Raw genomic sequence first — 24,803 nt, forward strand, 5'->3', positions numbered from 1 at the left:
TCCTCCGGCAGGGAACCGGCCATGCTGAGCGGGAATGGGGGGCTGCCCGGCGGCCCGGGGCCGGCAGCCCGGCTTGCCGGGGTGCTGAGTCCGGTGATTCCTGAGCTGGCCGCCCTGGTGTCCCGCACGCCAGGCACTCTCTCCCTGGCCCAGGGCATGGTGGGCTGGGGGCCCCCGAAGGCCGTGGCCGAAGCGGTGGTGCATGCGGTTGATCCCGCCATGGCCGAAGCCACACCCGGGGCCTCGGGCTCTGGAGCCAGCCTGGATCGCTACGGCGCGGTGGCGGGTGATCCGGAGCTGCTGGCCGCCATCGCCGCCAGTTTCACCACGCATCACGGCCTCGACCTTCAGGCCAGCACCCTGATGGTCACCGCCGGCAGCAACATGGCGTTCCACGCCATCGCCCAGGTGATCTGCGACAGCGGCTCGGAGGTGATCCTGCCGCTGCCCTACTACTTCAATCACGTGATGGCGATCCAGCTGGCGGGTGGTCGGCCCCTGACCGTGGACGCCGGCCTGATCCCCGACCCCGAGCGCCTGGCCGCCGCCATCACGCCGCGGACCCGGGCGATCGTGACCGTGTCACCCAACAACCCCAGCGGCGCGGTGATGCCCAGGCCGGTGATGGAGGCGATCAATGCCCTCTGCGCCCACCACGGCCTGCTGCACATCGCCGACGAGGCCTACGCCCTGTTCGTGCATGGCCGCGAACCCCATTGGAGTCCCGGCTCTCTTCCGGGCAGTGGGGCCCACACGGTGACCCTGCAGACCCTCTCCAAGGCGTATGGCATGGCCGGCTGGCGGCTGGGCTTCATGGCGGTGCCGCGTCAGCTGGCCGAGGCCCTGGCCAAGGTGCAGGACACCGTGCTGATCTGTCCGCCACGGCTAATGCAGCGGGCGGCGGTGGCGGCCCTGCGCGCCGGCCCGGCCTGGTGTGCCCCGCGCATCGGTGCACTGCAGCATCGGCGCCGTCAGCTGCTTGACGCCGTGGCCCGGGCCCGGCAGGAGGGGCTGCCCGTGCGGCTGCTGGGTGACCCGGACGGGGCGTTCTACGGGCTTCTGGCCGTGGAGCCGGGGCGCTCGGCGGGAGCATCCCGGGCGGCTGGAGCAACCGTGCCGGCCGGTCGCGGTCTGGCCCTGATGCGGCGGCTGGTGCTGGAGCACCGGGTGGCCACCATCGCGGGCGAGTGCTTCGGTCTCGAGGGCGGGGTCGCGGGGCTGCCGGTGGATGGCGCCGTTCTTCGGATCAGCTACGGGCTGTTGTCCGCCTCCGAGCTGGAGGAGGCCCTGCGGCGTCTGTTTTCCGGCGTGCGGGCACTGCTGCGGCAGCGGTCCGAGCAGTAGCGCACCTCCTCCCAGACGGCCTTCCACTTGCGGCGCCACTGGAAGGGGCGGCCGCAGAAGGCGCAGAGCTTGGTGGGGCGGTCCTGGTGGTGGGGCATGGAGGCCGAGGGCTTCATGCCGCCGGGGCGGCTGGGGGCAGCGTGCCCCACCGTCCCATGAACGGCCAGCGCAGAACGAGGGCCTCGCTGCCCTGGCCTGGCCACAGCGGCTCCAGGCTCTCCTGAAGGGGGCTGAGCAGGTCGAGGCCATCGCCGCGGCTGCGCTGCACCGCGGAGGTGGTGCCGAGATGGGCTATCAGCTCGGGGAGCGTCCAGTGGCGCTCGATCCAGAGGTCGGAGGGGAAGGGCTCTTCCCGGGCCGGGAAGGGCAGAGTGCGGTAGGCGGTGTCCACCCAGGCGCAGGACGGGGCCCACCAGGGGGCCAGGGTGACGGTGCGGAAGTGCTCGAGGGCCTGCTGCAGGTCCGGATGCGCCAGCGTGAGCGGTAGGTAGCCGATCCAGGCCAGCAGGGCTCCCGGTCTGGCCACGCGCCGCACCTCGACGTTGAAGCGCTCAGGTCAAACCAGTGCAGCGCCGCCGCCACAACCACCGCGTCGACGCTGGCCGGCGCGAGGCCGCTGGCCTCGGCCCTGGCCTGGCGATAGCGCACCAAGGGATGGGCGCGGGCGGCCGCGAGCTGATCGGCGCTGGCATCGGTGGCGATCACGGCGAGGTTCCCGGCGGCCAGATCAAGAGCGGCCTGGCCGCTGCCGCAGCCGCAGTCCCACACCACGGCCCCGGCGGGCAGGCGTGCGGCGAAAGCGTCTAAAAAGCGGGGGGGTAGCTGATGCGATAGCGCGCATAAGCCGCCGCCCCCGCCCCGAACACTGCGCTCGGATCGCTGGGCTGGCTCATCCGCGGCGCTCCCAGATCAGGATCCGGTTGTTGGCCGGCATCGCCACATCTGCCCGTGACTCCAATCCGTGCTCGCCTGCCAGGCCGTGCAGGTCCACCGTGTCGCGGACCCCCATGGCCGGATCCAGGCTGCGCAGATGGGCGTCGAAGGCCGCATTGCTCTCCGCCGTGTGCACGCCGTTGTCGCAGAAGGGGCCGTAGAGCAGCAGCAGGCCGCCCGGGCCCAGCACCCGGGCACTGCCGGCGATGAGGGCCGCCACGGCGGTTTCAGCCATGATGTGGGCGGTGTTGGCGCTGAACACCGCGTCGTAGGGGCCGGCCGGCCAGGCGTGGTCGTCGTCCACGCTGAGGGTCAGGGCCGGCAGCAGCCGGGACCCGGGGGCGGGCCGTAACGCCCCCTCCAGCGCGATCCGCTCCTGCAGGGGATCCAGGCCGGCGGCCTGGTCGCTCGGCTGCCAGGTGAGCCCAGGCAGCTGCTGGGTGAAGAACACGCCATGCTGACCGCTGCCGGAACCGACCTCCAGCACGGTGATCCCGGCTGGGGGGCTTCCGGCTGGCAACCACTGGCGCAGCACCGCCAGGATCGGTTCCCGGTTGCGTTCACAGGCCGGAGAGAACAGCATCGCCGTGGTTGAGAGGGGGGCGGCTTCAGCCGTCCAGTCCGCTCCGCAGCGTGGAGCAGAACCGGCCGGCGGCGGCGCCCACATCGTTCCCATCGGCATGGGCTGCGGCCATCACCTTCACCAGGGCGCTGCCCACGATGGCGCCGTCGGCGCCCCAGTCGCGCACCTGCCGTGCCTGCTCGGGTCCCGAGATTCCGAAGCCCACCGCCACCGGCGTATCCCCCTGGGCCTTGAGCTGCTGCACCAGGGGCCCCACGCGGGATTCCAGGCTGCTGCGCACGCCCGTCACGCCGGTGACACTCACCAGATAGGTGAAGCCTCGGCTGGCATGGTGAATCCGCACCATGCGCTCGGCGGGCGTGGTGGGGGCCACCAGCAGCACCAGATCCAGCCCTTCCGCGGTGGCGATGCCGGAGAGTTTCTCCGCCTCCTCCAGGGGCAGATCCGGCACCACCAGTCCGGCGGCCCCGGCGGCGGCAGCGTCGCGGCAGAAGGCCTCCATGCCCCGGTTGAGCAGGGGATTGCTGTAGGTGAACAGCACCACAGGCAGCGTGAGTTCCCCCCGAAGCCCCGCCAGCATCTCCAGGACCCCGGCCGGGGTGGTGGCGGCGGCCAGAGCCCGGCTGGCGGCGGCCTGGATCACGGGCCCATCAGCGAGCGGGTCGCTGTAGGGAATGCCCAGCTCCACCAGGTCGGCTCCGGCGGCCTGCAGGGCCAGCAGGGTGGATCGGGTGGTGGCCAGGTCGGGATCGCCCGCCATCAGGAAGGGCATCAGGGCACAGCGGCCCTGCCCCCGCAGCTGGTTGAAACGCTCTTGGATCGGGGTGGGAGCGGCGGACACAGCGGCGGATGGGCTTCGGCCAGTGAGCCTATGCCTCGCCCTGGGCGGGGCTGCCCTCAGGCTCGGCCGGCAGCTGGCCGGTTTCGCGCAGCAGCCGCAGCTGCTCGTCCGGACTTAGGGCCTCGAATTTCCGCTCCAGTTCCTCTGTGGTGGCGGCGTCGTAGGCGGCGCGATAGGTGCGGCGCTGCTGCATGTAGGTCATGTTGCCGCTCAGGGCACGGAAGAGGTAGCTGGCCGTCCAGCCCACCACCAGCACCATGAGCAGTGCCGAGGCGCCGATGCCGGCGGACAAGCCCTCGAAGCCGTTGGCCTGGAACACGGCATAGCCGATGGCCCCCAGCCCCAGAACCGCCAGACCCAGCAGCAGGGATTGCCCCTTTGTCATCGGGTGGCCTGGCCGGCCATGCGCAGGTTGATGAACGGGGCAAAAAGAATCAGCCCCGGGAAGAAGAGAAACACCAGTCCGTAGACCCCGAACCGCTCGACCTTGCCCATCACGGTCCAGCGCTTGACCATCCAGGCGTAGAGGGCTAGGGGGATGGCCACCAGATAGGCCCCGGCCAGGGCGAGGTAAAGACCGAGCACCAGGAGGCTTTCAGGGGAGATGGAACCGAGGAGGGCGCCGAAGACAGCGGGGTGGAGCACAGCCGCAGTGGCGGGGGTGAGGCAAATCTAAAGTGCCCGGGCCGGGGGTATGGCGGAATAGGTAGACGCAGCGGACTTAAAATCCGCAGACCGCGAGGTTGTGGGGGTTCAAGTCCCCCTGCCCCCACCACACCTCCTCTGGTTCACGCTGCATGGACCCGGCCGGTCGCTCCCACTAGGGTCGAAGACAAGCCCAGGCAGTCCGTCGTGATGCAGAGAATCCCAGTCCAGAAGCCAGCCTTCGTCTCCTCAGGGGGTGCCGGTTCAGCCGCGGCTTTCCGGGCTGCGGTCCGCGGCCCACGGGCTCTGACGGCGATGGCTCTGCTGGCCATCACCACGGCGAGCGGGGTTGTGCTCGAGGGCGTGCTCCACGCCCCCGCGTTGGGTCAGGCACAGCCGGCGGCCAAGGCTCGCACCGTCACGGTGAAGGAGGGCGACACCCTGGAGGTGCTCGCCGGACGCTACGGCGTATCGGTGGAAGCTCTGCAGAAGCTCAACGGCATCACCGATCCCCGTGCCCTCCAGATCGACCAGGTGCTCAAGCTGCCGCCGGCCTCCAAGCCCAAGGCGGCGGAGGCCAAACCTGCGACGAAGCCCGCTCAGAAGCCTGCTCAACAGCCTGCTCAGAAGCCGGCGCAGCAGACCTCGCCCAAGCCCTCCACCAAGCCCGCCACCCAGCCGGAGTCGAAGCCGGCCGACCAACCCGCCGACACACCCGACCCACAGCCTGCCCAGCAACCTGCCCCGCAGCCCAGCGAGACGCCGGCGGCCGCCACCGCCGATCCGGCCCAGCCCTCGGCCGGCCGCTGGCGCTACTTCGGCAACACCCTGGTGGACTGGGGGGGCTGGAAGCTCCACCCCGGCGGTCTGAGGGTCACGGTGGTGCAGCCCTCCCCGGAGGACGTGGGCGTGGTGCGGGCCAAGGCCACGGCCGTGGCCGTGCAGTGCAGCACCCTGCGCCAGACCTGGCGCGTGGATGGAGCCTGGCAGGAGTGGAGCGTGCCCGAACCCCGCTCGGTGGCCCAGCAGATCGTGCTGGACCTCTGCGAGCAGGTGAAGCAGCCCGCCGACAGCAGCATTCCGCCACCGGCTGCCGGCCCGGGCCTCTGACCCTGGCGGGCCTCCCGGCGGACCGATACCGTTCCGGCGAGCTCCAGGCCTGCGGCCATGTCCACCCCTGCGGTCCGCTCCCCAGACCTCCCGCGCCGATCCGGCGGGGGCCTGCTGGTGGCGCTGCTGCTCTCGCTCGCCGTGGGCGCCAGCGGCACACCGCGGCCCGTGGTGGCCCGGGAGACCCCCCGCAGCGATGCTCTGGAGGCCATCCGTCAGGTGTGGCCGGATGAGCATGAGGACAGCGCCATCCGGCTGGCCCACCTCGAGAGTGGTCTCAAACCCATGGCCCGGGGCTGCGGTGGCGACTGCTTCGGCCTGTTCCAGATCCATTACGCCGCCAACCGCGGCCTCCTGGCCTCGATGGGAATCCGCAGCCCCGAGGAGCTCCTCGATCCGGTGGTGAACAGCAGCGTGGCCTACGCGATCTTCCGCCAGTCAGGCTGGACGCCCTGGGGGGTTCAGCCCTGAGCCCGCCTCCAGCCCGTTCCATACCAGCGTTCCCATGCCCCTGATCTCGGTGCGCACCTCCTGCCCGGCCCCGCCCGCCGCCACGGTGGACGCCCTCCTGCTCGACCTCTCGGCCCGGGTGGCCCGCCACCTCGGCAAGCCGGAGGCCTATGTGATGACGGCCTTCGAGGCCGACGTGCCGATGACCTTCGCCGGCAGCCGGGACGAACCGGTCTGCTACCTGGAACTCAAAAGTGTGGGCGGTTTCTCGCCGGCCACCACGGCGGCGGTCAGTGCCGACCTCTGTGGCCTGATCGAGGCCAGTCTGGGGGTGCCGCCCCAGCGCACCTACATCGAGTTCGGCGCCGCCGAGGGCTACCTCTGGGGCTGGAACGGCCGCACCTTCGGCTGATGTCGGCACCATCGGTGGAGGTGGCCCTGGCGGTGCTGGAGCGGCAGGGGCGCTGGCTGCTGCAGCTGCGCGACGACGTGCCTGGCATCGTGGCGCCAGGGGCCTGGGGGCTCTTCGGCGGCCATCTCGATCCGGGCGAAAGCCCCCAACAGGCCGTGCGCCGGGAGCTGCTGGAGGAGATCCGCTGGTGGCCCCCCACTCCCCTGCCCCTCTGGTTCCGGCACACCAACGCCCAGCGGGTGGCCCATGTCTTCCGCTCGCCCCTGCCCCTCCCTCTGACCGAGCTGGCGCTGCAGGAGGGGCAGGACATGGTGCTGGCCAGTCCGGAGGAGCTGCGCGGTGGCAGGCTCTGGAGTCCCCGCCTGCTGCAGCATCGCTCGCTGGCCGCCTCGCTGCTCTGTGCCCTGCAGCGGTATGACCAGGACGCTGCCCGAGCCTGAGGCTGGCGGGGCTCAGAACTGGGATCCGGGCTCCTGGAGGAAGCTCAGCTCCTCCGGTGTCGAGGGGCGGCCCAGCACGGCGTTGCGGTGGGGGAACCGGCCGAACCGCTCGATCACATCCCTGTGCCTGCGGGCGTAGGCCGCCGTGCGGGGATCGCACAGGCGTTCGAACAGTGGCACCGCGGCGCGCTGCACCTGAACGTCTTCACTGTGCATCTGGGGCATCAGCCAGAACTGGCGCCGGGCCTGCTCCGTTTCCTGCTCCACCCATCCTTCGGCTGTCGCCCGGAGACTGAGGGCCAGGGCGGCAGGGTCACCCGCAAACGCCCGGGGGTCGTCCCGCCAGATCTGGCGGGGCATCTGGTCGAGCAGCAGCACGAGAGCCAGGCCTGGGCTCGGATGGTTGGACCATGGGCTCAGCTGGCCTGCCAGAGCCTTGTGGGTGAGCGTGAGGAAACGGCGCCGAACCTCCGCGTCGAAGTCCGGATCCTTCCGGAACCACTGCCCCGGTGCCGTGGTCTCGAACCAGAAGCGAAGCACCGCATCGGCGTCGTCGTCGGCCCCTGGCGTGGGAGGTGGCGTGGCAGGTGGTGCCATGGCCCTCAGCCGCAGCCGATCGGCTGGGGTTTGCAGCCCAGTCTGCGGCTGCTGCGGCTGCCCGCTTCCAACGCCGCTCCGGAGCGGATGCGCACACGCCAGGAGGCGTGGGCGTGGCCGAAGTGCTGAATCAGCGCCTCCCGCGCCTCGTGGTGGAGCTCCTCACGGGAGGGTGCCGTGATCGTGAGCACGGGGTCATCCGCCCGAGCCTCCAGGAGGCCGGGTTGCTCGCTGAGTACCCGGAACACGATCTCGCGCATGGGTCCTGTGACCTCCTCCCACCACCCTGGCGCGACCGGGCCAGAACGGAGGTGATCGGCCATACGGGAACCCGATGCCTGCGCCACACCCCCAGGGGTGCAGCCGTTGTTTTCCCCAGGTTCTGATCTATAGTGCGGGAGCCGGCAGAAGCTGGCGGATCCGAAGATCCGCGCACGCCGAGCACCAGCACCAAGCCGTTCCCTGTGCTTCCTGGGAACTCCTCATCTGCTCACTTGTCCTGAATGGACTCGGCCTGTGCGATTCCCGCTCTTGGCCGGGATGGCAGTCCTGGGTGCGTCGTTCATATCTCCCACTCAAGCGATCAGACCACACCATGTCCATCACCCCATCGTTCCGCTCCAACCGTCAGCACCACTTCCAGGGCAGCGGCCGTGGCCGGACCCTGGCCTATCCCAGCTGCCCCCTGCCGGGAGGTGGCCGTCAGGGCTCGGCCCAGGCCACGCCGGCCCAGCCCCTCACCTGGGAAGAGCTGCTGGGGCAGCGTTGAGGCCGCTCCGGCCTCAGCCCAGCTCCCGGATCGCCCCCACCAGGGCCAGCACGAGCAGCGCGGCACTGCTGAGAAGGCTGATGCCGAACCCAGGCCCCCGCCGTTCGGGGGCCTGCAGGTAGCCCACCGCATAGGCGATGCGGCCCGCTACCCACACGATTCCCAGGCCGTTGGCCCAACCCGAGGCCCCCCACAGGTTGGCCAGCCAGAAGCAAGGCAGGAAGAACACCAGCTGCTCCAGGGTGTTCTGCTGCACCCGCACGGCCCGTTCGAACGGTTCCGGTCCGGTCATGGCCGGCGGCTTCACCTGGTGCCGCGCCCGGGCCCGGCCCACGTTGAGTCCGGTGCCCTGGTAGAGCGTCACGGCGGCGAGCGTCACCAGGGCGGGAAGGGCCAGGTTCGTCATGGTGCAACCGGATGCAAGGGCTCGGAGTCATCCTCTTGCATCGGTTCAGAATCGGCTCGAGCCCCGATGCCAGTCGCGCGTGACCTCCCTCCTCCCCAGCGCCCTCCAGATCGTGCTGGGCATCCTGCTGCTGTTCGGCGGAGGGGAGCTGTTCGTGACGGGATCCACCGCGGTGGCGCTGCTTCTGGGCATTCCCCAGATCGTCATCGGTCTCACGGTGGTGTCCCTCGGCACCAGTGCGCCGGAGCTGTTCGTGAGCCTGATCTCCACCCTTCAGGGAAACGACGCGATCGCCCTCAGCAACGTGGTGGGCAGCAACATCTTCAACGTGCTTGTGGTGCTCGGCATGAGTGCCCTGGTGGTGCCCCTGAGTGTCCGCAGCCGCCTGGTGCGGCGCGATGTGCCGCTGCTGCTGGCGGTGTCGATGGCGGTATGGGGCATGGCCTCGGGAAGCCGGCTCACCTGGCAGGCCGGGCTGGCGTTGCTGGTGGGCCTAGGGATCAACCTGGTGTGGGAGATCCGCACGGCCGGGGAGAATCCCGATGAGGTGGAGGGCTTCGATGCCAGCGAGCGGCTGGCACCGCTGCCGGCCGGCCTTCGCCTCCTGGCCGGTCTGGTGCTGTTGGTGCTGGGGTCCCAGGTGCTGGTGCGGGGTGCCACCACCGCCGCCCTTGCCCTCGGGGTGAGCCAGACGGTGGTGGGTCTCACCATCGTGGCGGCGGGCACCTCCATGCCCGAGCTGGTCACCTCGCTGGTGGCGACCTACCGGGGCCGGGTGGACCTGGCCATCGGCAACGTGGTGGGCAGCAACCTGCTCAATCTGTTCGTCATCCTCGGGCTGTGCGCCGTGGCCTCCGGGGCGCGGGGGCTCGAGGTGGACCCCACCCTGGTGAGCCGGGATCTGCCGATCATGGTGGCCACCACCATGGCCTGCCTGCCGATTTTCTGGAGCCATGGCCAGATCACACGGCTGGAGGGGGGCATCCTGGTGACGCTCTACGGCCTCTACCTGGCGGAACAGGTGCTCACCAACACCCTGCCCTCCCTCACGGAGGACTTCCGCCTGGTCACCCTCACGCTGGTGCTGCCGCTGGTGCTGATGGTGCTGGTGTGGCAGACCGTGCGCTGGTGGCAGCAGCGCCGCACCTGAACTGGATTCGGTTGGTGAGCCGGATGCCGGCTCAGATCCCGAACTGGCGGCACACCAGCCAGGGCACCAGCAGGGTCATCACCACGGTGAGGGGGAATCCGTAGCGGGTCACATCCAGGAAGCGGTACCGCCCCGGCCCGAACACCATCAGGTTGGTCTGGTAGCCCACCGGGCTGAGGAAGCTCTGGCTGGCGCCGAACAGCACGGTGAAGATGCCGGCCATGGGGGGCATGCCCAGCCCCAGGGCCAGCTTGGCGGCGATCGGGATCACGATCGCCAGGGTGGCCGCGTTGCTCATCACCTCGGTGAGCAGCGTGGTGAACAGAAACACGATGGCCAGGGCCCAGTACAGAGGCCAGCTGTCCAGACCGCTGATCAGGGCCTGGGCCAGGGCCTCGGCCACCCCGGTCTTCTCCAGGGCCACACTGAAGCTGGCCAGCGAACCCAGCAGCAGAATCACATCCAGCCGGATCGAGCGCTGCAGCTCCCCCGGCCGCAGGCAGCCGCTGGCCACCATCGCCACGGTGCCCAGCAGCACGGCGGCCACCAGCGGCAGCACCTTGAAGCTGGGCAGCAGAATCGCCAGCACGGCGATGACGACGGCCAGGCGCTTGCGGCTCATGGTGGGCAGGTCGTCCTCGAGCTGCTCGAGCACCACCAGATCGTTGCTGGCCTGCAGACCGCGGATGGCATCCTTCGGTCCCTGCAGCAGCAGCACATCGCCCTCCTGCAGCGTGGCCTTGCCCAGGCGCTCCCGCAGCACGGCGTTGCCACGGCGCAGGGCCAGCACGGTGGCGTTGTAGCGCTGGCGGAAGCGCAGATCCCGCAGGCAGCTGCCCGCCAGGGTGGAGCCCGAGGGCAGCAGCACCTCCACCATCGGCTGGCCGTTGCCCACCTCGCTGCCGCTCGGCAGGTCGGGGTCCTCCTCGGGGGTGGGGGCCAGCACCACCGTGTGCTCCTGCTGCAGCCGCAGCAGGTCCTCCCGGGTGCAGCGCAGCACCAGCCGGTCCCCCAGCTCGAGGCGACGATCCGCCAGGGGCGGCAGGAACCGCTCCCGCCCCCGGTGCAGCTCCAGCACGTCCACATCGAAGCGTCGCTGCAGCCGGCTCCGGTGCAGCGACTGCCCCACCAGCTCGGAGCGGGGCGGAATCTCCACCTCCGTGAGGTAACCGCTGTTGGAGAAGCTGCGCACCAGGTCGTCGTCGTTGGTGCCGCGATCCGGCAGCCAGCGATCCGAGAGCAGCACCATCACCAGGCTGCCGGCGATCCACACCCCGAGGCCGATCGGAGTGAAGGCGAACAGATCGAAGGCGCCGTAGCCGAGCTTGTTGCTCACCTCACTGGCCAGCAGGTTCACCGAACTGCCCAGCAGGGTGAGGGTGCCGCCGAGCACCGTGGCGAAGGACAGGGGCAGCAGCACCTTGGACGGGGAGATGCGGCGGCGGTGGCACCAGCCCTCGATCACCGGCAGCAGGGAGGCCACGATCGGCGTGTTGGGCACAAAGGCCGACACGGGCCCCACCAGGGCGGTGAGCAGCAGGATCATGCGCCGCGGTGTGCGGATGGCGTCGGAACCGATCAGGCCCCGCAGCCGATCCAGCCCGCCGGAGCGGAACAGGCCGGCCGAGAGGGCAAACAGTCCCATCAGCGTGAGCAGCGCGGGGCTGCCGAAGCCCTCGACGGCCTCGGCGGGCTTGAGCACCCCCGAGGCCATCAGCAGGCCCATGGCCAGCAGTCCCGTGATCTCCGGCGGCAGCCAGCCGCCGATGAACAGCACCACCGACAGGGCCATCACCCCCAGGGTGATGAGGGGCTGCGGAGCGAGCACAGCCTCAAGCAGGGGCGACAAGGGCCTGGCCGCGAATCAGGGCCGAATTTACGGGGGCGTGCTGAGGGGGGGCGTGCCGAGGGGGGTGCCGCCTCAGCGGCCGGGCAGTTTGGCCAGATCCTCGCTGGCCCCCATCACCACCAGCAGCTCATCGCGCTGCACCACATGGGTGGCGGGGGGGTTCACCGTGAGCTGGTTGTCCGGTCCGGCGGCCAGCACGCTCACATGGAAGCTCTTGCGCAGGTTGATGTCCCGCAGGGACTTGCCGATGAACTCCTCGGGCACCCGGATCTCCTCGATGCTGGTGCGGTCGTCCAGCCGCAGCCGGTCGAGCAGGTTGGGCCGCACCAGTTCCTGGCCCAGCCGCTGACCCTGCATCTTGGAGGGAAAGATCACCCGGTCGGCGCCCACCCGCTGCAGCATCTTCATGTGGAGGTCGTTGGTGGCCCGGGCGATCACCCGCTCCACCCGGCTGCCGCTGCTGTCCTTGGCGATCAGGGTCACCGTGATGCTCACCTCGATCGGCTCGCTCATGGCCACCACCACGGTGTGCACATCGAGCACGCCCGCCTCCCGCAGGGCCTCTTCGTCGGTGCTGTCCACCTTGCGGGCCGTGATCGAGGGATCCAGCTTGTTGAGCCGGTCCACGGCGCCGGGGTCATTGTCGATGGCCAGCACATCCGCGCCCGCCTTGCTCAGCTCCAGGCACAGCGCGGTGCCGAAGCGGCCCACGCCGATCACGGCGAAGCTGCCCAGGGCCCGGTTCTCGGGGGGATTCCAGTTCCACCAGTTGCTCATCGTTGCTGGACAGAGGAATGAGAGAGATGCGGGAGTGGGGCGGGGTCGACCTCCCGGTCAGGGGCCGGGAGCAACCGGTGCAGCTTCCCAGACAGGCGGCCGGGAGGGTTCTCCGGGAGGCTCCTCAGATATAGAGCTCCTCGCGGGGGTAGCCCACCCGGGTCGGGGGCCGGTTGCCGTAGAGCGCCGAGAGCAGCAGCAGGATGCCGAGCCGCCCCACGAACATGCCCACCATCAGCACCAGCTGCCCCCAGCGGTTCAGCTTGTCGGTGACCCCGAGGTCGAGCCCCACGGTGCCGAAGGCCGACATGCAGGTGAACAGCTTCTCCAGGAAGCTGAACTTGAGCTGGCTTGACTCACCCGAGGCCGTCGGCCCCAGACCGAGCAGCAGCGCCATCAGCAGCACGAAGATCAGGGAGGCGATCGTCACGCCGATGGCGCGCAGCACCACCCGGTCGGGGATCTGACGGTTGTGGATCACCACGTCCTCCCGGCCCTTGAGGGTGGAGCGGGTGGTGGCCATCAAGGTGGCGAAGGTGGTGGTCTTGATCCCGCCGCCCGTGCCGCCCGGGCTGGCGCCGATGAACATGAGCACGATCACCAGCAGCAGCCCCGCATCCGAGAAGGTGGCAGCCGAGAGGGGCACGGTGTTGAAGCCGGCGGTGCGGGTGGTGATCGACTGGAACAGGGTGACCTGCAGCTTCTGGATCCCGGCCAGGGGTTCGATCACACCGCCGATGGCGAAGTGCTCGGTGAAGAGCAGTCCCAGGCTGCCGAACAGGATCAGCAGCACGGTGGAGCGGATCACCAGCCGCGAATGGAGGCTCAGCTTGCGGAACGGCTTGCTGCTGCGGCGGTTGGCCCACAGGTCGTTGATCACGCGCCAGCCGATGCCCCCCACCACGATCATGGAGGCGATCACGGTGTTCACCACCGCGTTGTCGCGGTAGCGCTCCAGGCTGTCGCTCCAGAGGCCGAAGCCGGCATTGTTGTAGGCGCTGATCGCGTGGAACAGGGAAGCCCAGAGCCGCTCCAGCGGATCGCTGATGTCGGTGAAGCCGAAGAAATAGAGCACCGCGGTGCCCAGGCCCATCATCCAGCTGCCGGCCACCAGGATGCTGTTGAAGGTGGGGCCGATGCCCCCCACGCCGAAGTCATCGAGGGCCCGCCCCTTGTCGAGCCTGGCCCGCAGGCCCGAATGGCCCTGCACGAAGCCCTGCAGGAAGGTGGTGATCGCCATCAGGCCGAGACCGCCGGTGATGATCAGCCCCGCCAGCGCCACCTGGCCGAAGGGGGTGAGTTCCGTGCCGATGTCGATCACCGACAACCCCGTGACGGTGATGGCCGAGGTGACGGTGAACAGGGCCTCCCACAGTCCCACCGTTTCGGTGGAGCACAGCGGTGTGGAGAGCACCAGCGTGCCGGCGGCGATCACGAGGGCACCGGTGATCACGGTGAACTGGGGCACCGTGAGCCGGTGACGCCAGCGCTGCAGGGCCTCCCAGGCCCGGGAAGGAGCGGCACGGCGCGCACGGCCGCCAGCGGACGGGATGTTCGAGCGGTGAATGTCGGGAGGCTGCATCGCGGCAGCGGCCGTGCCGGGGGTGGGTAACCTAGACCCCATGTCCCCAGTGGGATCTGGCATCCCGGCCCCCAGGGATGGCTCCCCCCACCATCCCCCGGACGGCACCCGGACGGTGCCCGCTCAGCACCTCAACGTCACCTCAACGTCACCTCAACGGCACCGAGCCGGCACCTTGATGGACGACCTGCCGGCCTGGATCCTCAACGCGGTGGTGAACGCGGTGGACACCAACCCCTGGCTCGGCTACGGCGCCATCGCCACCGCCATGCTGCTGGAGAACGTGATCCCGCCGGTGCCTTCCGAGGTGCTGCTGCCGATGGCCGGCTACCTCGTGTGGCGCGGCCAGCTCCTGCTGGTGCCCACCGTGGCGGCGGCCCTGCTGGGCACGGTGACGGGCGCCTGGTTCTGGTACTGGATCGGTCGGCTGGTGCACCCCCGACGGCTGGAGCAGTGGCTGCAGCGCCATGGCCGGCGGCTGGGTCTGGTGGTGGACGACCTCGCCCGCAGCCGCCGCTGGTTCCTGCGGCACGGAGCTGCGCTGGTGTTCTGGGGGCGGATGGTGCCTGGCCTGCGCACGTTGATCTCCGTGCCGGCGGGGCTCGAGCGCATGCCCCAGCCGGTTTTCCTCGCCTGGACCACGGCGGGGAGCCTGATCTGGACCACGGCGCTGATCCTGGTGGGCCGGGCCCTGGGGGAGGGCTACCGGCGGGTGCAGCCCTGGCTGGAGCCCTACGCCCAGGCCCTGAAGCTGGCCCTGGTGGCGGCCCTGGGTCTCGGCGTGCTGGTGCTGCTGCTGCGGGCCGTGCGTGCCGGCCGCCAGCCTGGCTGATCACCCCTGCTTGATCGAGTCATAGGACATTCCTTTCGCGGGCCGCTTCAGAACCCCTGGGGCCACGCTTAAGGTTTCGCTCACACTCAGAGAGACCCCATGATTGCCGCGCCGGGGACCCGTCTCCGCCTTTCATTCCCTGAGCGGGGACGGCCCAGGCGTTCTGTTCCCCTGCCCACGGCGAGAACGCCCACCCATGCAGTGGTCGAACGGCGCGTGAGGTCGTCTGTTCGGATGACGTTGCCGTTCACGTCTTCACAGTCACTGTCACAGTTGCTGAACCCATGAATGTCCTGTTTCTGGAGACAGCCTGGCTGGTACCCGTCTACCCGCTGGTTGCCGCCATCCTCTCCCTTGCCTGGTCTCCCGGGGTGATCTCCCGCACCGGCCCACGCCCCTGCGGCTACATGAATCTGCTGCTGGTCACCGTGTCCTTCGTGCACAGCGTGCTGGCTCTGATCACCCTGCACAGCAATGCCAAGGCCGGTGCAGCGGCGCTGTACGCCCCCATCACATTCAGCTGGACCTGGCTGAACACCGCTGGCCTCAGGATCGGGGTCGACGGCCTGATCACCGAACCGGCACTGATCGCGATGACCGTGATCACCGGTCTCCACATTCTCGTTCAGCTCTATTCGATCGGCTACATGGAGAGGGACTGGGGCTGGGCCCGGTTCTTCGGCTCCCTCAGCTTCTTCGAGGCCGGTCTGTGCGCCCTGGTGATCACCGATTCGCTGTTCTTCAGCTACGTGATTCTCGAGCTGCTCACCCTCGGCACCTACCTGATCGTGGGCACCTGGTACAACCAGCCCCTCGTGGTCAAGGGGGCGCGGGATGCCTTCCTCACCAAGCGGATCGGTGACCTCATCCTGCTGGCCGGCGTGATCGCCCTGCTGCCGGTGACGGGCACCTGGAACTTCCACGGCCTGCAGGCCTGGGCGGCCCAGCAGATGGCGGCTGCCCCCGGCAACCCCAGCCCCCTGCCCCTGGGCCAGACCCTGATCCTGCTGGCCCTGATCGCCGGACCGATGGGCAAGTGCGCCCAGATCCCTCTCCACCTGTGGCTGGACGAGGCCATGGAAAGTCCCCTGCCTTCCACGGTGCTGCGCAATTCCGTGGTGGTGACGGGCGGTGCCTGGGTGCTGCTTCGCCTCGAACCTCTGCTGGAGCTCAGCCCCTTCGTGCGGGCCGTGCTGGTGGTGGTGGGGGGCTCCACCGCCGTGGTGAGCTCCCTGATCGCCCTCGCCCAGGTGGACATCAAACGGGCCCTCTCCTTCCTGGTGAGCAGCTGGCTGGGCCTTCTGTTCGTTGCGGTGGGGCTGGCGGGAACGAGCGTGGCCGACCACCTGCTGCTGGTGTACCCGCTGCCGATGGCCCTGATGCTGATGGCCCTGGGCACGGTGATCGTGAGCAACATCACCCAAGACCTCACCCAGCTGGGCGGACTGTGGAGCCGGCGTCCGGTGATGGGCATCGCCTTCCTGGTGGGCGCGGCCGGTCTTGTGGGCCTGCCCCCGTTCGGAGGCTTCTCGGCCCTGCGGGAGCTGCTCGATCTCACCGCCGCCAGCAATCACCCCGTGCTGCTCTCGAGCCTGGTGCTGGTCACCAATGCTCTGATCGCCGGTGGCCTGATCCGGGTGTTCGGGCTGATCTGGGCCGGAGAGCCCTCGGTGTTCACGATCCGTTCGGCCGAGGTGCTCTGGCTGATGGTGCTGCCGACCACAGTGCTGATGGGCATGGTGCTGCACCTGCCCGTGCTCCTGGCTCTGAACCATGTGTTCCCCCTCAACCCGATCCTGGACTGGGGCCCCACGGGTGTGCTGCTGCTGATCAGCACCCTGGTGGGCGGAGGGCTGTCGGCCGTGTTCTATCTGCGGCCCCATCCCCTCGCCAAGCTTCCCGCCATGCTCGGCGGCCTCCAGGCCTGGCTCGCCGAGGACATGCAGACCGAGCGCTTCTACCACCGCACCGTGGTGGCCATGGTGCTGGCCCTCGCCCGGTTCGGGGCCTGGAGCGATGCCCGGCTGGTGGATGGCTTCAGCAGCGGCACCGGTGCGGCTGCCATGGCGGGGGCCCGGCGCCTCAGCTTCACCACCTCAGGCCGTTCCCAGGCCTATGCCCTCACCCTGGTGCTCGGCGTGCTGCTGATGGCGGCCTGGCTGATCGCCGGCGGCGGCCAGCCCGTTCCCCAGACCCTGCCCTGATCCGCGGCCATGTCGTTCCTGATCCTCCTGTTCGTCGTTCCCCTGCTGGCGGGGCTTCTGGTGTCCGTGCTGCCACCGGAAGGCACCCTCAGGCCACGGCCCACCGCCCTGGCGGCCGCCTTGATCCAGCTGGCGCTGGTCCTGCTCTGCTGGCGCTATCCGCCCGAACCCCTCCACCTGGCCTGGCTGCCGAAGCTGGGGCTCGGGCTTGAGCTGGGCCTCGACGGCCTCTCCCTGCCGCTGATGGTGCTCACCAGCCTGCTCACGGCCCTGTCGGTGCTGGCCTCCCCGGTGAACCAGAGTCGCCCGCGGCTGTACTTCGCCCTGATCCTCGCCACCAACCTGGGCCTGGTGGGGGCGTTCCTGGCCACCAACGCCCTTCTGTTCCTGCTCGCCTTCGAGCTGGTGCTGATCCCCACCACCCTGCTGGTGGCGACCTGGGGCAAGGAGAGACGCGCCGCCGCCGCGGTCCGCTACCTCCTCTACGGCGCCGTGTCCGGGCTGGCCCTGCTTGCCGGCGTGCTGGCGATCGGCTGGTACTCGGCCCAGAGCCCCTCGGGCATCGCCATGGCCAGCGATGGCTCGGCCCTCACCCTGTTCAGCTACCAGACCCTGGAGGCGGCCGAGATCCCCTCCGGCGTGGGCACCGTGATCCTTGGGCTGCTGGTGCTCAGCTTCGGGTTGAAGCTGCCGGTGGTTCCGCTGCACGGCTGGCAGCCGATCAGCTACGCCGAGGCGCCCATTCCGGTGGTCATGCTGCTGAGCGGGGCCGTGTCCAAGCTGGCGGCCTACGGTCTGCTTCGCTTCGGGGTGGGGTTCCTGCCCGAGGCCTGGGCCAACCTCTCGCCCTGGATTGCCGCCATCGCCGCCATCAGCGCGGTGTACGGGGCCATGACCGCCATCGCCCAGACCGACATCCGCCGGCTGATGGCCTACAGCTCGCTGGGTCACATGGGTCTGCTCACGCTGGCCCTGGCGGCGGCCACACCGCTGAGCCTCCAGGGGGCGGTGGCCCAGGTGATCGCCCATGGCCTGATCTCCGCCCTGCTGTTCTCCTGCGTGGGCCTGATCGAGCGCAAGACCGGCACCACCGCCATCCCGGATCTCTCCGGTCTGATGAATCCGATCCGCGGGCTTCCCTTCACCATGGGCATGTTGCTGCTGGCCCTGATGGCCGCGGCCGGAATCCCCGGGCTGGCCGGCTTCCCCGCCGAGCTGCTGGTGTTCGAGGGGAGCTGGCTCACCTTCCCCAGGGCCACCCTGGTGTGCCTGGTGGCGTCGGGCTTCACGGCTGTCTATGCGGTGAGGCTGTTCAACCGCGTCGGCTTCGGTCGCCTCGACAACGCGCGAGCTGACTGGCAGGCCACCACCTGGGGTGAGCGGGCTCCCGCCATGGTGCTCACCACCCTGGTGCTGCTGGCCGGCATCTGGCCGAGCCTCCTCACCGGCTGGAGCGAACCCGACACCGCAGCCCTGGCCCTGCCCCATCCCCTCCCTGCTGACACCCAGCTGGTCGCCCGGACCATTCCGTCCTCCACCCACGCCATGGAGCCTCTGGCATGACCCCCACTTCCTCAGCAACACTGCCCGCCAGCGGCACCTCCCGGATTCCGCCCTCAACCCATCGCTACGCCGACATCATTCATCGGCTCGAGGCCGGCGGCTCGATGCTGCCTGATACGCCGGAGAACCTGATGCAGATCATCGGCATCTACAAGGCCTACGCCGTGCCGATGGACTTCTACTGGCGGGACCTTCTCTACATCGCCGAGCGGGTTTTCCTGAATCCGATTCCGGCCTTCAAGTATTTCATCTCGCAGGAGTACCTCGACCGGCCCAACAGCTATGCCGGCGATCAGTCCCAGCTGCGCATCTGGCGCGGAGGGGAAAAGGCCCATCCGGAGCTGCTGGAGTTCATGGCCAGGGGCGAAACCCGCCCCATGTCCAAGCTCTTCCATCACCTCTGGCATGACCGGGTGAACATGGAGTTCGCCGAGGCGTGCATGGATGCCATGTTCTGGCACCAGGGCATGGGCGGCCGCTTCAACGACTATCTCGATTCAGAGCCCTACCGCATCGAAGCCGACAAGGCGATCAAGGCCTACTTCAAGGGCAACCCCCTGATGCTTGGGCTGTACAAGCTGTTTCCGGACATGTTCCTGGAGCAGGTGCGGAAGCTCTCCTATTACGCCAATCTCGGCCTCTTCTGGGAGGTGATGGCCCCGGTGTTCTTCGAGATGAGCGACCTCTACGACGAGGGCAAGCTCACCTCGGTGCCCGCGGCGATGGACTTCCTGGTGAACGGCATCTTCGCGGTGGCGGGCCGGCCCATCTACCACCACGTGTTCATCGGGGATGAGTGTTTTGAAATCATTCCCAAGAGCGCCGGATTCACCTGGCTCTACGAGGCGGCCCTGCCCTATGTCGAGGCGGTGTTCTACCGCACGGCGCCGTTCCGCGGCACCAAGAGCTACAACGCCCAGGCGCTCCAGGTGCCGGCCGACCAGGCCGATTTCCACTACGGCATTCTCTACGCCGATGTGTTTCCGGTGGGTTCGGCCGGGATCCCTCCCACCCTGCTGATGCAGGACATGCTCCACTTCCTGCCTCCCTACCTGCAGGAGATGTACCGCCACCACAAGCGCGGTGAAGAGGATCAGCTGATTCAGCTGGGCATCACCTTCCAGCGCTCGATGTACAACGTGACATCGGCGGTGATCCAGGCCCTGCGCTGTGCCCTGCTCTACCCGCTCGACGACACCGATCCGGAGCACCTGATGGCCAACCGCCGCTTCTTCGAAGCGCAGATGGACCGCTTCCTCAGGCCGGAGGCCCGGCTGCCGGCGATCCAGAGCCAGGACTACCGCTGATCTCCTCTCTCCACCACCGCTGAAGCATGGCCACGATCCTGGAAACCGCTGCCTCCGCCGGCAGCTTCAACACGCTCCTTGCCGCCGTGGATGCCGCGGGACTGCGCGGCGCCCTGGAGGGAGACGGTCCGTTCACGGTGTTCGCCCCGGTGGATGACGCCTTCGCGGCCCTGCCGCCGGGAACGGTGCAGACCCTGGTGGACAACCCGCCCCAGCTGGCCCGCATCCTCAAATTCCATGTGCTGGCCGGTGACCATCGCCGCGAGGCCCTGGTGGCCCAGCCGGAATGGGAGAGCCTGGAAGGGGCTCCGATCGCCATCCGTCGGGCCGATCCGTTCGAGGTGAAGAACGCCACCGTGGTGGCCGCCGATGTGGTGTGCGACAACGGCGTGGTGCACGTGATCGACCGGGTGATCCTGCCGGGTTGACCGGCTGCGCCGGACGATCAGCCCGCTGGCGTGCGGCGTTCCGCCGGCAGCGGGCCATCCCGATCCGAGCGGAACTGCAGCGTCATGCCTTCGAGGTGCTGCTGCACCAGCTGCACCAGCTTCTCGAACATCTGATGGGTCTGGGGTGCCCGCAGTCCCATGGCCTCCCGGCTCAGCAGCACCAGCTCCAGCACCTTGCCATCCGCCTTGGACTGGACGTCGGCGAAGAGCTGCATCCGCTGGCTTTCGCCGCCCTCCTTCACCATGGCGCCCAGGTGAGCGGAGGTGCGGTGATCGACCTCGGCATTGAGCGCCCTCAGCACCGGATCCAGGGCCCGCAGAATCGCTGCGGACTCCGGATGGCCTTCGGGCTTGAGCACCAGGAGAAACCGCGCCATGGACCTCAGCTTGGTCGTAGACGCTACCGCGCTTCGGGCGGGGTTTCTGTCCCTGCGCGCCACTGCCACCCCTGCCATCCTGTTGGCTGTGTGGGGTGAGGCCCGTTGAGACCCCGATCCGTTCAGGGATCCATCGCCGTCATCGGGGCCGGGGTGGCCGGCTGTGCCTGCGCGGCCCAGCTGCGGCGGCAGGGGTTCTCCGGCCCCATCAGCCTCTGGGAGGTGGGTCGGGGGCCCGGAGGTCGCGCCAGCACCAGGCGCTCCCGGGCTGATGAGGAGCTGGCGATCGACCATGGGGCGCCGCTGCTCAACATCACCGCCGATCCAGCCCCGGCGCTCCTGGAGCCCCTCCTGGCGGGGGGGTGGATCGCCCCCTGGAGCGGCCTGATGGCCCTGCTGGAAGGGGAATCGAAGCTCCACATCGGCCGTCCGGACATGCTCGGCCAGGGCGACCTCTATGTCGGCGTCGGCGGGATGGACGGTCTGTGCCGGGGCCTGCTGGACCTGGCTGCCCAGGGCGAGGGGTCCGCCATCAGCCCCCACTACCGCACCCTGATCCGCTCCCTGGATGTCTCAGACACGGGCACCTGGCGGCTCTGGGATGGGACAGGCGGGCTGTTGGGGCAGGCGGACTGGCTGGTGTTGAGCAGCACGCTGCTGGCCCACCCCCGCAGCTGCCTGCTGTTCGACTGGCCCGCGGTGCCGATGGCCGAAGCGGCCGCCAAGCTCGCCGATCTGCAGCTCGACCACGCCCTCACCACGATCGCCGGCATCCGCGCCGAAGCCCGCAGCAACCTGCTGTTGATCGTGCCGGAGGACGATGCTCTGCTCTGGCGGGCGCTGCCCTTCACCCTGGTCAACTTCGATGCCGCCGCCCAGCAGTGCTGGGGGCTGCGGCGGATCAGCATCCAGCCCCTCGCCGATGGCCGCTGCGCTGTGGTGGCCCACTCCAGCGATGCCTTCGCCGCCGACCATCTGGATGTGTACGGCTCCCGCTCCGCCGTGGCCCGGCTCCTGGCCCTTCCCCCCGACTCCGGGCGGGAAGAGGAAGTGATCGAGGCCCTGTCCCAGGCGGTGCTCCAGTGTCTGGCCCCCTGGATCGATGCGGCCAGCCTGGAGCGGGCCTCCCCCCAGCTGATGCGCTGGGGTGCGGCCTTCCCCGTGGCGCCGGGTCTGCCGCAGGCCCTCATGCTCTGCCCCCGCAGCCGGGTGGGCTTCTGCGGGGACTATCTCGCGGGGCAGGGGTTCGGCCGGATCGAGGGGGCGCTGCGCAGCGCCGAGCATCTCGCCGGCGCGCTGCTGCAGGCCGGGCTGGACTCCCGGACCTGACGAACGGACTCACGTGATGACTGGGAGAGATGGGGCCATGGTTGAAGACGGATCGAAGCCCCTGGTCGAGTGGCAACGGAGGGCGGCTCTGGGCAGGGCCCTGGGCGTCGCCATCGGCATGGCCTCGTTGCTGTGGCTTCTGTGGGGCGGCCTTGTTCCAGCCGCCCTGCCGCTGGATGCCCCCGCTGCAGCCAGCCGTTACCGCTGTGACGGCGACCTGCTGGTGGCCCGGATCGAGAACGGTGCCGTGGATGCCCTGGCGGTTCCCAACACGATCGCGGGCACGCTGCCGGGAGCGTTCGTGGTGATCGACTGGCGCGATCTGCACCTGCAGCTCCCCCGCACCAACAACGCGGGTCCCCCCAGTTTCACCGACGGCCGCTGGTGGTGGAGCCTGGAGGATCCCGAGCGGCCTGATCTGCGCCTGCGGCGCGGCGACCAGGTGCGCTTCGCCTGCGAAGTCCTGGACGGCGATGCGCCGGACTCCGGTTCGTCAGATTGAGCGCCTGGGTGGGTACCGTCGAAGGGTCGAGGTGGACGATGTCCCCACGTCCCTGGGGATGTTTTCCGAGACGGGGCCCTGCGGGGCCCCTTTTGCTTGGCCGGCAGCTCCGCTGCGACTAGCCTGCGCCCACGCGCCGCGTCCATGCAGACCCCTTTTGGTGATTGGTTGCCCGAGGTGGTGGTGTTTCACCCCCTCCGCTTCGAAGACGCCCAGGAGATCGTCCAGGCGGTGCGCGAGCTCAAGACCGCCGTGGTGCATGCCGGCTCCATGGATCGCAGCGAGGCCCAGCGCCTGATCGACTTCGTGGCCGGCGGCGTCAGCGCCATGGATGGTCAGGCGGAGTGCCTCGATGAGGTCACCTTCGTGTTCGCCCCGGAGCTGATCACCTTGCGGCGCGACGTTCCGCCTGGGGCCTCAGGGGCGTGAGGCCACCGTGCTGAGCTGCAGCCAGCATCCACCGGGGGCCAGCTTCTCCACCACCACCCCCTGCTGCTGCCGCAGGGCCAGGGCCTGGGCAAAGCTCTCGGCTTCGTCGCGGTAGTGGAACCGGGCCGCCAGCACCTGCTGGGGCACGCTCTGTTCCCGCTCCACGCGGGGACGGACGCGGTAACGACCTTCGGGGTAACGACCTTCGGGGTTGGGCTCGGCCATCGCGCCATTCTGGGGGTGGCCCATTCCCCATGGCAGGCCCTTCAGCATTTCCCAGGATTTGCGCTCCCCAGGCAGCCTCGCCCCAGCCCCACGGGCCAGGTCACGGGGTAGGTCACGGGGCGGGCTGTTCAGGGCCTCAGCAGCTCCCGGCTCAACCGCTCCAGGGCGATCGGCGAGCGGATCAGCTGCTCATGGGTCCACACCGGCAGGCTTTCCCGTCGGCCGCAGGGCAGCACGGCCCGCCACCCCGGTGTGACCATCAGATCCATCGGGGTGTAGAAGCTGGTGCACTCCACCTGCTCCAGGGTGCCGAGCTCCTGGTTCAGCTGCCGCAGCAGCCTGCTGCCGCAGCGCATGTCGGCGATGCCGGGCAGCAGCCGACTCGGCCAGGGCAGGGCATTGAGCGAGCCCTGATGGGGACTCCCCACGCTGATGAAGCGGCGCGTCCGCCGGTGCCCTCCCAGGCACTGCAGCCAGATCCTGCCCACCACGCCCCCCATCGAGAAGCCCAGCAGATCGAGCGGCTGCTCGGGCGGGATCGTTGCCGCCACCTGCGCGCCCAGCTGCTGGGCCAGGGTGTCCAGGGGCACCTGGCCCAGCCCATGGGGCAGGTGGGGGGCCAGCAGCGGCCGGCGGCCGGCCAGGTGACGCCTCAGTGGATCGAAGATGCGCGGGGTGTCCCAGAGCCCATGCACCAGCACCAGGGGCACATCGTCTCGGCCGGAGGTGCGGCTTTCCCCACGCCCCGACCCGTCACGATCGTTCATGTTCCTTTACAATTCACCCAGTCTTTCGTTGCTTCCCTCCCATGGCTGACAGCGCCTCCCGCTTCGGTTTCGTTGCCTTCGCGGAAACCTGGAATGGCCGTCTGGCCATGATGGGCTTCGTGATCGGCCTGGCCACCGAGATCCTCACCGGCCAGGGCATCCTCGCCCAGGTGGGTCTCGGCTGAGGATCGGGCACCATCGCCCTTCCCGTGGCCCCCTGGCTCTGTCAGGGGGCTTTTGTGATGGCAGGTTCGTGATGACAGGTTCGTGATAGCAGGGCACCAGCCTTGCCATGGTGGCTCCGTCCCGTCGCGCGCCTGTCCCATGCCCCCATCCCCGCCCGCTTCCCCCGTGGTGGTGAAGCTGCAGATCATCGCGGCCGTGTTTCTTCCCATGGCCCTGCTGGCGGTGTGGCTGCGGTCCCAGGGGTTCTGGTGATGGCGCCGTGCTGCCGCCGCCGCGGCAGCAGATGGTGCACCGCATGGATCACCACCCCCCAGATCAGGGCGTCGTCGTCCTGCAGGACCATGGGGGCAATGGCGGGGTCGCTGGCCACCAGCTGCCAGGGCGGCCGTTGGCCGCGCAGCTGACGCAGCAGAAAGCGACCGTCGTGCACGACCACCACCGTGCAGCCGGGTCGGGCGTTCACGCTGCGGTCGATCACCAGCAGGTCACCGTGGTGGATGCCGGCAGCCCGCATGGCATCGCCCTCCACCCGCATCAGGAACGTGGAGGTGGGCCGTGGGATCAGGGCGGCGTTGAGATCGATCGAGGCTTCGACGTAATCGTCAGCCGGGCTGGGGAATCCCGCGGCCACGGTCTCCGTGGCGAGGGGAAGACCGGTGCCGGCCGCGGCCGTGTCGATGGGGCCGAGCCAGGTGAGCTCGCCTCCGGGGGACTCACGGCGAAGGCGCTGCATGCGGCTCGAACC

The 24,803-nt window shown here is 69.4% G+C and carries 32 protein-coding genes, 1 tRNA gene and 1 pseudogene; 17 read left to right on the top strand and 17 right to left on the bottom strand.

Annotated elements, in window-relative coordinates:
* The first annotated feature begins 21 nt into the window (after positions 1 to 21).
* Positions 22 to 1,344 (top strand): aminotransferase class I/II-fold pyridoxal phosphate-dependent enzyme, encoded by a 1,323-nt coding sequence (locus CPCC7001_RS00540; RefSeq protein ID WP_006911446.1) that lies wholly within the window; start codon positions 22 to 24, stop codon positions 1,342 to 1,344.
* Here the strand turns inward: CPCC7001_RS00540 and CPCC7001_RS15960 are convergent.
* From CPCC7001_RS15960 to CPCC7001_RS00565, 7 genes and pseudogenes are all read right to left on the bottom strand, one after another.
* Positions 1,251 to 1,460 carry a DUF2256 domain-containing protein gene (locus tag CPCC7001_RS15960; protein ID WP_369699351.1) on the bottom strand — a complete coding sequence of 70 codons (210 nt, stop codon included), beginning with the start codon at positions 1,458 to 1,460 and terminating at the stop codon, positions 1,251 to 1,253. The genes CPCC7001_RS00540 and CPCC7001_RS15960 overlap by 94 nt on opposite strands.
* Entirely contained in the window at positions 1,457 to 1,870 is a 414-nt protein-coding gene (locus CPCC7001_RS15650; RefSeq protein ID WP_006909310.1) for a hypothetical protein, read from the bottom strand. Before CPCC7001_RS15650 ends, CPCC7001_RS15960 begins: the two co-directional genes overlap by 4 nt.
* Before the next feature lie 41 nt (positions 1,871 to 1,911).
* Positions 1,912 to 2,115, bottom strand: a pseudogene (locus CPCC7001_RS15965) (methyltransferase domain-containing protein); the annotation flags it as partial.
* A 118-nt stretch (positions 2,116 to 2,233) separates the two neighbouring features.
* Positions 2,234 to 2,860 (bottom strand): DUF938 domain-containing protein, encoded by a 627-nt coding sequence (locus CPCC7001_RS00550; RefSeq protein ID WP_006910381.1) that lies wholly within the window; start codon positions 2,858 to 2,860, stop codon positions 2,234 to 2,236.
* A gap of 25 nt (positions 2,861 to 2,885) precedes the next feature.
* Entirely contained in the window at positions 2,886 to 3,701 is an 816-nt protein-coding gene (trpA, locus tag CPCC7001_RS00555) for a tryptophan synthase subunit alpha (protein ID WP_006911650.1), read from the bottom strand.
* Between the two features lie 28 nt (positions 3,702 to 3,729).
* Positions 3,730 to 4,086: a DUF3007 family protein gene (locus CPCC7001_RS00560; protein ID WP_006909867.1), complete on the bottom strand. Its 357-nt coding sequence runs from the start codon at positions 4,084 to 4,086 to the stop codon at positions 3,730 to 3,732.
* On the bottom strand, positions 4,083 to 4,346 hold the full coding sequence (locus CPCC7001_RS00565) for an NAD(P)H-quinone oxidoreductase subunit L (protein ID WP_043368424.1): 264 nt from the start codon (positions 4,344 to 4,346) through the stop codon (positions 4,083 to 4,085). Before CPCC7001_RS00565 ends, CPCC7001_RS00560 begins: the two co-directional genes overlap by 4 nt.
* A gap of 43 nt (positions 4,347 to 4,389) precedes the next feature.
* Between CPCC7001_RS00565 and CPCC7001_RS00570 the strand changes: the two genes are divergently transcribed.
* The 5 genes from CPCC7001_RS00570 (at position 4,390) to CPCC7001_RS00590 (ending at position 6,758) form a co-directional block, all read left to right on the top strand.
* A tRNA-Leu gene (locus CPCC7001_RS00570) sits at positions 4,390 to 4,476 on the top strand.
* Positions 4,477 to 4,661: 185 nt separating this feature from the next.
* Positions 4,662 to 5,456 (top strand): LysM domain-containing protein, encoded by a 795-nt coding sequence (locus tag CPCC7001_RS00575; protein ID WP_006911104.1) that lies wholly within the window; start codon positions 4,662 to 4,664, stop codon positions 5,454 to 5,456.
* 57 nt (positions 5,457 to 5,513) lie between these two features.
* Entirely contained in the window at positions 5,514 to 5,927 is a 414-nt protein-coding gene (locus CPCC7001_RS00580) for a transglycosylase SLT domain-containing protein (protein ID WP_156796623.1), read from the top strand.
* A gap of 34 nt (positions 5,928 to 5,961) precedes the next feature.
* On the top strand, positions 5,962 to 6,318 hold the full coding sequence (locus CPCC7001_RS00585) for a phenylpyruvate tautomerase MIF-related protein (RefSeq protein WP_006909446.1): 357 nt from the start codon (positions 5,962 to 5,964) through the stop codon (positions 6,316 to 6,318).
* Positions 6,318 to 6,758, top strand: a complete 441-nt coding sequence (locus tag CPCC7001_RS00590; RefSeq protein ID WP_006909125.1) for an NUDIX hydrolase — start codon at positions 6,318 to 6,320, stop codon at positions 6,756 to 6,758. The genes CPCC7001_RS00585 and CPCC7001_RS00590 overlap by 1 nt, the downstream gene beginning before the upstream one ends.
* A 12-nt stretch (positions 6,759 to 6,770) precedes the next feature.
* Here CPCC7001_RS00590 and CPCC7001_RS00595 read toward each other — a convergent pair whose 3' ends face one another.
* Together CPCC7001_RS00595 and CPCC7001_RS00600 are read right to left on the bottom strand one after the other, a co-directional pair.
* A complete protein-coding gene (locus CPCC7001_RS00595; RefSeq protein ID WP_006911245.1) occupies positions 6,771 to 7,355 on the bottom strand; it encodes a DUF924 family protein in 585 nt (194 codons plus the stop codon).
* A gap of 5 nt (positions 7,356 to 7,360) precedes the next feature.
* Complete coding sequence (locus tag CPCC7001_RS00600) at positions 7,361 to 7,615, bottom strand: hypothetical protein (protein ID WP_006911759.1); 255 nt, start codon at positions 7,613 to 7,615, stop codon at positions 7,361 to 7,363.
* A 335-nt stretch (positions 7,616 to 7,950) separates the two neighbouring features.
* On the opposite strand from CPCC7001_RS00600, the gene CPCC7001_RS14895 reads away from it, so the two are divergent.
* Positions 7,951 to 8,124 carry a hypothetical protein gene (locus CPCC7001_RS14895; RefSeq protein WP_006910203.1) on the top strand — a complete coding sequence of 58 codons (174 nt, stop codon included), beginning with the start codon at positions 7,951 to 7,953 and terminating at the stop codon, positions 8,122 to 8,124.
* Between the two features lie 13 nt (positions 8,125 to 8,137).
* Here CPCC7001_RS14895 and CPCC7001_RS00605 read toward each other — a convergent pair whose 3' ends face one another.
* Entirely contained in the window at positions 8,138 to 8,530 is a 393-nt protein-coding gene (locus CPCC7001_RS00605; protein WP_006910016.1) for an MAPEG family protein, read from the bottom strand.
* A 79-nt stretch (positions 8,531 to 8,609) separates the two neighbouring features.
* On the opposite strand from CPCC7001_RS00605, the gene CPCC7001_RS00610 reads away from it, so the two are divergent.
* On the top strand, positions 8,610 to 9,680 hold the full coding sequence (locus CPCC7001_RS00610) for a calcium/sodium antiporter (RefSeq protein ID WP_006909545.1): 1,071 nt from the start codon (positions 8,610 to 8,612) through the stop codon (positions 9,678 to 9,680).
* Between the two features lie 31 nt (positions 9,681 to 9,711).
* Here the strand turns inward: CPCC7001_RS00610 and CPCC7001_RS00615 are convergent, their stop codons facing one another.
* The 3 genes from CPCC7001_RS00615 to CPCC7001_RS00625 form a co-directional block, all read right to left on the bottom strand.
* The gene (locus CPCC7001_RS00615; RefSeq protein WP_043368426.1) at positions 9,712 to 11,529 is read right to left on the bottom strand and encodes an SLC13 family permease; all 1,818 of its coding nucleotides are present in this window, start codon (positions 11,527 to 11,529) and stop codon (positions 9,712 to 9,714) included.
* Positions 11,530 to 11,601: 72 nt separating this feature from the next.
* The gene (locus CPCC7001_RS00620) at positions 11,602 to 12,306 is read right to left on the bottom strand and encodes a TrkA family potassium uptake protein (protein ID WP_006911392.1); all 705 of its coding nucleotides are present in this window, start codon (positions 12,304 to 12,306) and stop codon (positions 11,602 to 11,604) included.
* Between the two features lie 124 nt (positions 12,307 to 12,430).
* Positions 12,431 to 13,888: a TrkH family potassium uptake protein gene (locus CPCC7001_RS00625; RefSeq protein WP_006910108.1), complete on the bottom strand. Its 1,458-nt coding sequence runs from the start codon at positions 13,886 to 13,888 to the stop codon at positions 12,431 to 12,433.
* 178 nt (positions 13,889 to 14,066) lie between these two features.
* Between CPCC7001_RS00625 and CPCC7001_RS00630 the strand changes: the two genes are divergently transcribed.
* The 5 genes from CPCC7001_RS00630 to CPCC7001_RS00650 all read left to right on the top strand — a co-directional run bounded on the left by CPCC7001_RS00630 (position 14,067) and on the right by CPCC7001_RS00650 (position 20,222).
* Entirely contained in the window at positions 14,067 to 14,720 is a 654-nt protein-coding gene (locus tag CPCC7001_RS00630) for a DedA family protein (RefSeq protein WP_006911046.1), read from the top strand.
* A 284-nt stretch (positions 14,721 to 15,004) separates the two neighbouring features.
* The gene (locus CPCC7001_RS00635; protein ID WP_006909705.1) at positions 15,005 to 16,924 is read left to right on the top strand and encodes an NAD(P)H-quinone oxidoreductase subunit F; all 1,920 of its coding nucleotides are present in this window, start codon (positions 15,005 to 15,007) and stop codon (positions 16,922 to 16,924) included.
* A gap of 9 nt (positions 16,925 to 16,933) precedes the next feature.
* Positions 16,934 to 18,487, top strand: a complete 1,554-nt coding sequence (locus CPCC7001_RS00640) for an NADH-quinone oxidoreductase subunit M (protein ID WP_006910153.1) — start codon at positions 16,934 to 16,936, stop codon at positions 18,485 to 18,487.
* Positions 18,484 to 19,794, top strand: a complete 1,311-nt coding sequence (locus CPCC7001_RS00645; RefSeq protein ID WP_006909457.1) for a CO2 hydration protein — start codon at positions 18,484 to 18,486, stop codon at positions 19,792 to 19,794. Before CPCC7001_RS00640 ends, CPCC7001_RS00645 begins: the two co-directional genes overlap by 4 nt.
* 26 nt (positions 19,795 to 19,820) lie before the next feature.
* Positions 19,821 to 20,222 carry a fasciclin domain-containing protein gene (locus CPCC7001_RS00650; RefSeq protein ID WP_006909957.1) on the top strand — a complete coding sequence of 134 codons (402 nt, stop codon included), beginning with the start codon at positions 19,821 to 19,823 and terminating at the stop codon, positions 20,220 to 20,222.
* 17 nt (positions 20,223 to 20,239) lie between these two features.
* Here the strand turns inward: CPCC7001_RS00650 and CPCC7001_RS00655 are convergent, their stop codons facing one another.
* On the bottom strand, positions 20,240 to 20,620 hold the full coding sequence (locus CPCC7001_RS00655) for a hypothetical protein (RefSeq protein WP_006910212.1): 381 nt from the start codon (positions 20,618 to 20,620) through the stop codon (positions 20,240 to 20,242).
* Positions 20,621 to 20,725: 105 nt separating this feature from the next.
* On the opposite strand from CPCC7001_RS00655, the gene CPCC7001_RS00660 reads away from it, so the two are divergent.
* The 3 genes from CPCC7001_RS00660 (at position 20,726) to sepF (ending at position 22,880) form a co-directional block, all read left to right on the top strand.
* The gene (locus CPCC7001_RS00660; protein ID WP_198006433.1) at positions 20,726 to 21,949 is read left to right on the top strand and encodes an NAD(P)-binding protein; all 1,224 of its coding nucleotides are present in this window, start codon (positions 20,726 to 20,728) and stop codon (positions 21,947 to 21,949) included.
* A 37-nt stretch (positions 21,950 to 21,986) separates the two neighbouring features.
* Positions 21,987 to 22,451 carry a hypothetical protein gene (locus tag CPCC7001_RS00665; protein WP_006911571.1) on the top strand — a complete coding sequence of 155 codons (465 nt, stop codon included), beginning with the start codon at positions 21,987 to 21,989 and terminating at the stop codon, positions 22,449 to 22,451.
* Between the two features lie 144 nt (positions 22,452 to 22,595).
* Positions 22,596 to 22,880: a cell division protein SepF gene (sepF, locus tag CPCC7001_RS00670; protein WP_006909338.1), complete on the top strand. Its 285-nt coding sequence runs from the start codon at positions 22,596 to 22,598 to the stop codon at positions 22,878 to 22,880.
* Here the strand turns inward: sepF and CPCC7001_RS00675 are convergent.
* Together CPCC7001_RS00675 and CPCC7001_RS00680 are read right to left on the bottom strand one after the other, a co-directional pair.
* Complete coding sequence (locus CPCC7001_RS00675; RefSeq protein ID WP_043368429.1) at positions 22,869 to 23,129, bottom strand: hypothetical protein; 261 nt, start codon at positions 23,127 to 23,129, stop codon at positions 22,869 to 22,871. The genes sepF and CPCC7001_RS00675 overlap by 12 nt on opposite strands.
* A gap of 104 nt (positions 23,130 to 23,233) precedes the next feature.
* Positions 23,234 to 23,872, bottom strand: coding sequence for a triacylglycerol lipase (locus CPCC7001_RS00680; protein ID WP_050757015.1), 639 nt, complete (start codon positions 23,870 to 23,872; stop codon positions 23,234 to 23,236).
* Positions 23,873 to 23,913: 41 nt separating this feature from the next.
* On the opposite strand from CPCC7001_RS00680, the gene CPCC7001_RS00685 reads away from it, so the two are divergent.
* A complete protein-coding gene (locus CPCC7001_RS00685) occupies positions 23,914 to 24,057 on the top strand; it encodes a chlorophyll a/b-binding protein (protein ID WP_006911422.1) in 144 nt (47 codons plus the stop codon).
* Positions 24,058 to 24,242: 185 nt separating this feature from the next.
* Here the strand turns inward: CPCC7001_RS00685 and CPCC7001_RS00690 are convergent, their stop codons facing one another.
* Positions 24,243 to 24,791: a LexA family transcriptional regulator gene (locus CPCC7001_RS00690; RefSeq protein ID WP_006909953.1), complete on the bottom strand. Its 549-nt coding sequence runs from the start codon at positions 24,789 to 24,791 to the stop codon at positions 24,243 to 24,245.
* Positions 24,792 to 24,803: the final 12 nt, after the last annotated feature.

The organism is Cyanobium sp. PCC 7001, assembly GCF_000155635.1.
In the GTDB taxonomy this organism is placed as follows: Bacteria; Cyanobacteriota; Cyanobacteriia; order PCC-6307; family Cyanobiaceae; genus NIES-981.

Coding starts and splice junctions, on each gene's coding strand:
- CPCC7001_RS00585 (WP_006909446.1), top strand. CDS start 5,962: ATGCCCCTGATCTCGGTGCGCACCTCCTGCCCGGCCCCGCCCGCCGCC.
- CPCC7001_RS00595 (WP_006911245.1), bottom strand. CDS start 7,355: ATGGCACCACCTGCCACGCCACCTCCCACGCCAGGGGCCGACGACGAC.
- CPCC7001_RS00620 (WP_006911392.1), bottom strand. CDS start 12,306: ATGAGCAACTGGTGGAACTGGAATCCCCCCGAGAACCGGGCCCTGGGC.
- CPCC7001_RS14895 (WP_006910203.1), top strand. CDS start 7,951: ATGTCCATCACCCCATCGTTCCGCTCCAACCGTCAGCACCACTTCCAG.
- CPCC7001_RS00540 (WP_006911446.1), top strand. CDS start 22: ATGCTGAGCGGGAATGGGGGGCTGCCCGGCGGCCCGGGGCCGGCAGCC.
- CPCC7001_RS00575 (WP_006911104.1), top strand. CDS start 4,662: ATGGCTCTGCTGGCCATCACCACGGCGAGCGGGGTTGTGCTCGAGGGC.
- CPCC7001_RS00675 (WP_043368429.1), bottom strand. CDS start 23,129: ATGGGCCACCCCCAGAATGGCGCGATGGCCGAGCCCAACCCCGAAGGT.
- CPCC7001_RS00590 (WP_006909125.1), top strand. CDS start 6,318: ATGTCGGCACCATCGGTGGAGGTGGCCCTGGCGGTGCTGGAGCGGCAG.
- CPCC7001_RS00580 (WP_156796623.1), top strand. CDS start 5,514: ATGTCCACCCCTGCGGTCCGCTCCCCAGACCTCCCGCGCCGATCCGGC.
- CPCC7001_RS00560 (WP_006909867.1), bottom strand. CDS start 4,086: ATGACAAAGGGGCAATCCCTGCTGCTGGGTCTGGCGGTTCTGGGGCTG.
- CPCC7001_RS00600 (WP_006911759.1), bottom strand. CDS start 7,615: ATGCGCGAGATCGTGTTCCGGGTACTCAGCGAGCAACCCGGCCTCCTG.
- CPCC7001_RS00655 (WP_006910212.1), bottom strand. CDS start 20,620: ATGGCGCGGTTTCTCCTGGTGCTCAAGCCCGAAGGCCATCCGGAGTCC.
- CPCC7001_RS00640 (WP_006910153.1), top strand. CDS start 16,934: ATGTCGTTCCTGATCCTCCTGTTCGTCGTTCCCCTGCTGGCGGGGCTT.
- CPCC7001_RS00605 (WP_006910016.1), bottom strand. CDS start 8,530: ATGACGAACCTGGCCCTTCCCGCCCTGGTGACGCTCGCCGCCGTGACG.
- CPCC7001_RS00690 (WP_006909953.1), bottom strand. CDS start 24,791: ATGCAGCGCCTTCGCCGTGAGTCCCCCGGAGGCGAGCTCACCTGGCTC.
- sepF (WP_006909338.1), top strand. CDS start 22,596: ATGCAGACCCCTTTTGGTGATTGGTTGCCCGAGGTGGTGGTGTTTCAC.
- CPCC7001_RS15960 (WP_369699351.1), bottom strand. CDS start 1,460: ATGAAGCCCTCGGCCTCCATGCCCCACCACCAGGACCGCCCCACCAAG.
- CPCC7001_RS00665 (WP_006911571.1), top strand. CDS start 21,987: ATGGTTGAAGACGGATCGAAGCCCCTGGTCGAGTGGCAACGGAGGGCG.
- CPCC7001_RS00635 (WP_006909705.1), top strand. CDS start 15,005: ATGAATGTCCTGTTTCTGGAGACAGCCTGGCTGGTACCCGTCTACCCG.
- CPCC7001_RS00645 (WP_006909457.1), top strand. CDS start 18,484: ATGACCCCCACTTCCTCAGCAACACTGCCCGCCAGCGGCACCTCCCGG.
- CPCC7001_RS00630 (WP_006911046.1), top strand. CDS start 14,067: ATGGACGACCTGCCGGCCTGGATCCTCAACGCGGTGGTGAACGCGGTG.
- CPCC7001_RS00650 (WP_006909957.1), top strand. CDS start 19,821: ATGGCCACGATCCTGGAAACCGCTGCCTCCGCCGGCAGCTTCAACACG.
- CPCC7001_RS00625 (WP_006910108.1), bottom strand. CDS start 13,888: ATGCAGCCTCCCGACATTCACCGCTCGAACATCCCGTCCGCTGGCGGC.
- CPCC7001_RS00680 (WP_050757015.1), bottom strand. CDS start 23,872: ATGAACGATCGTGACGGGTCGGGGCGTGGGGAAAGCCGCACCTCCGGC.
- CPCC7001_RS00550 (WP_006910381.1), bottom strand. CDS start 2,860: ATGCTGTTCTCTCCGGCCTGTGAACGCAACCGGGAACCGATCCTGGCG.
- CPCC7001_RS00685 (WP_006911422.1), top strand. CDS start 23,914: ATGGCTGACAGCGCCTCCCGCTTCGGTTTCGTTGCCTTCGCGGAAACC.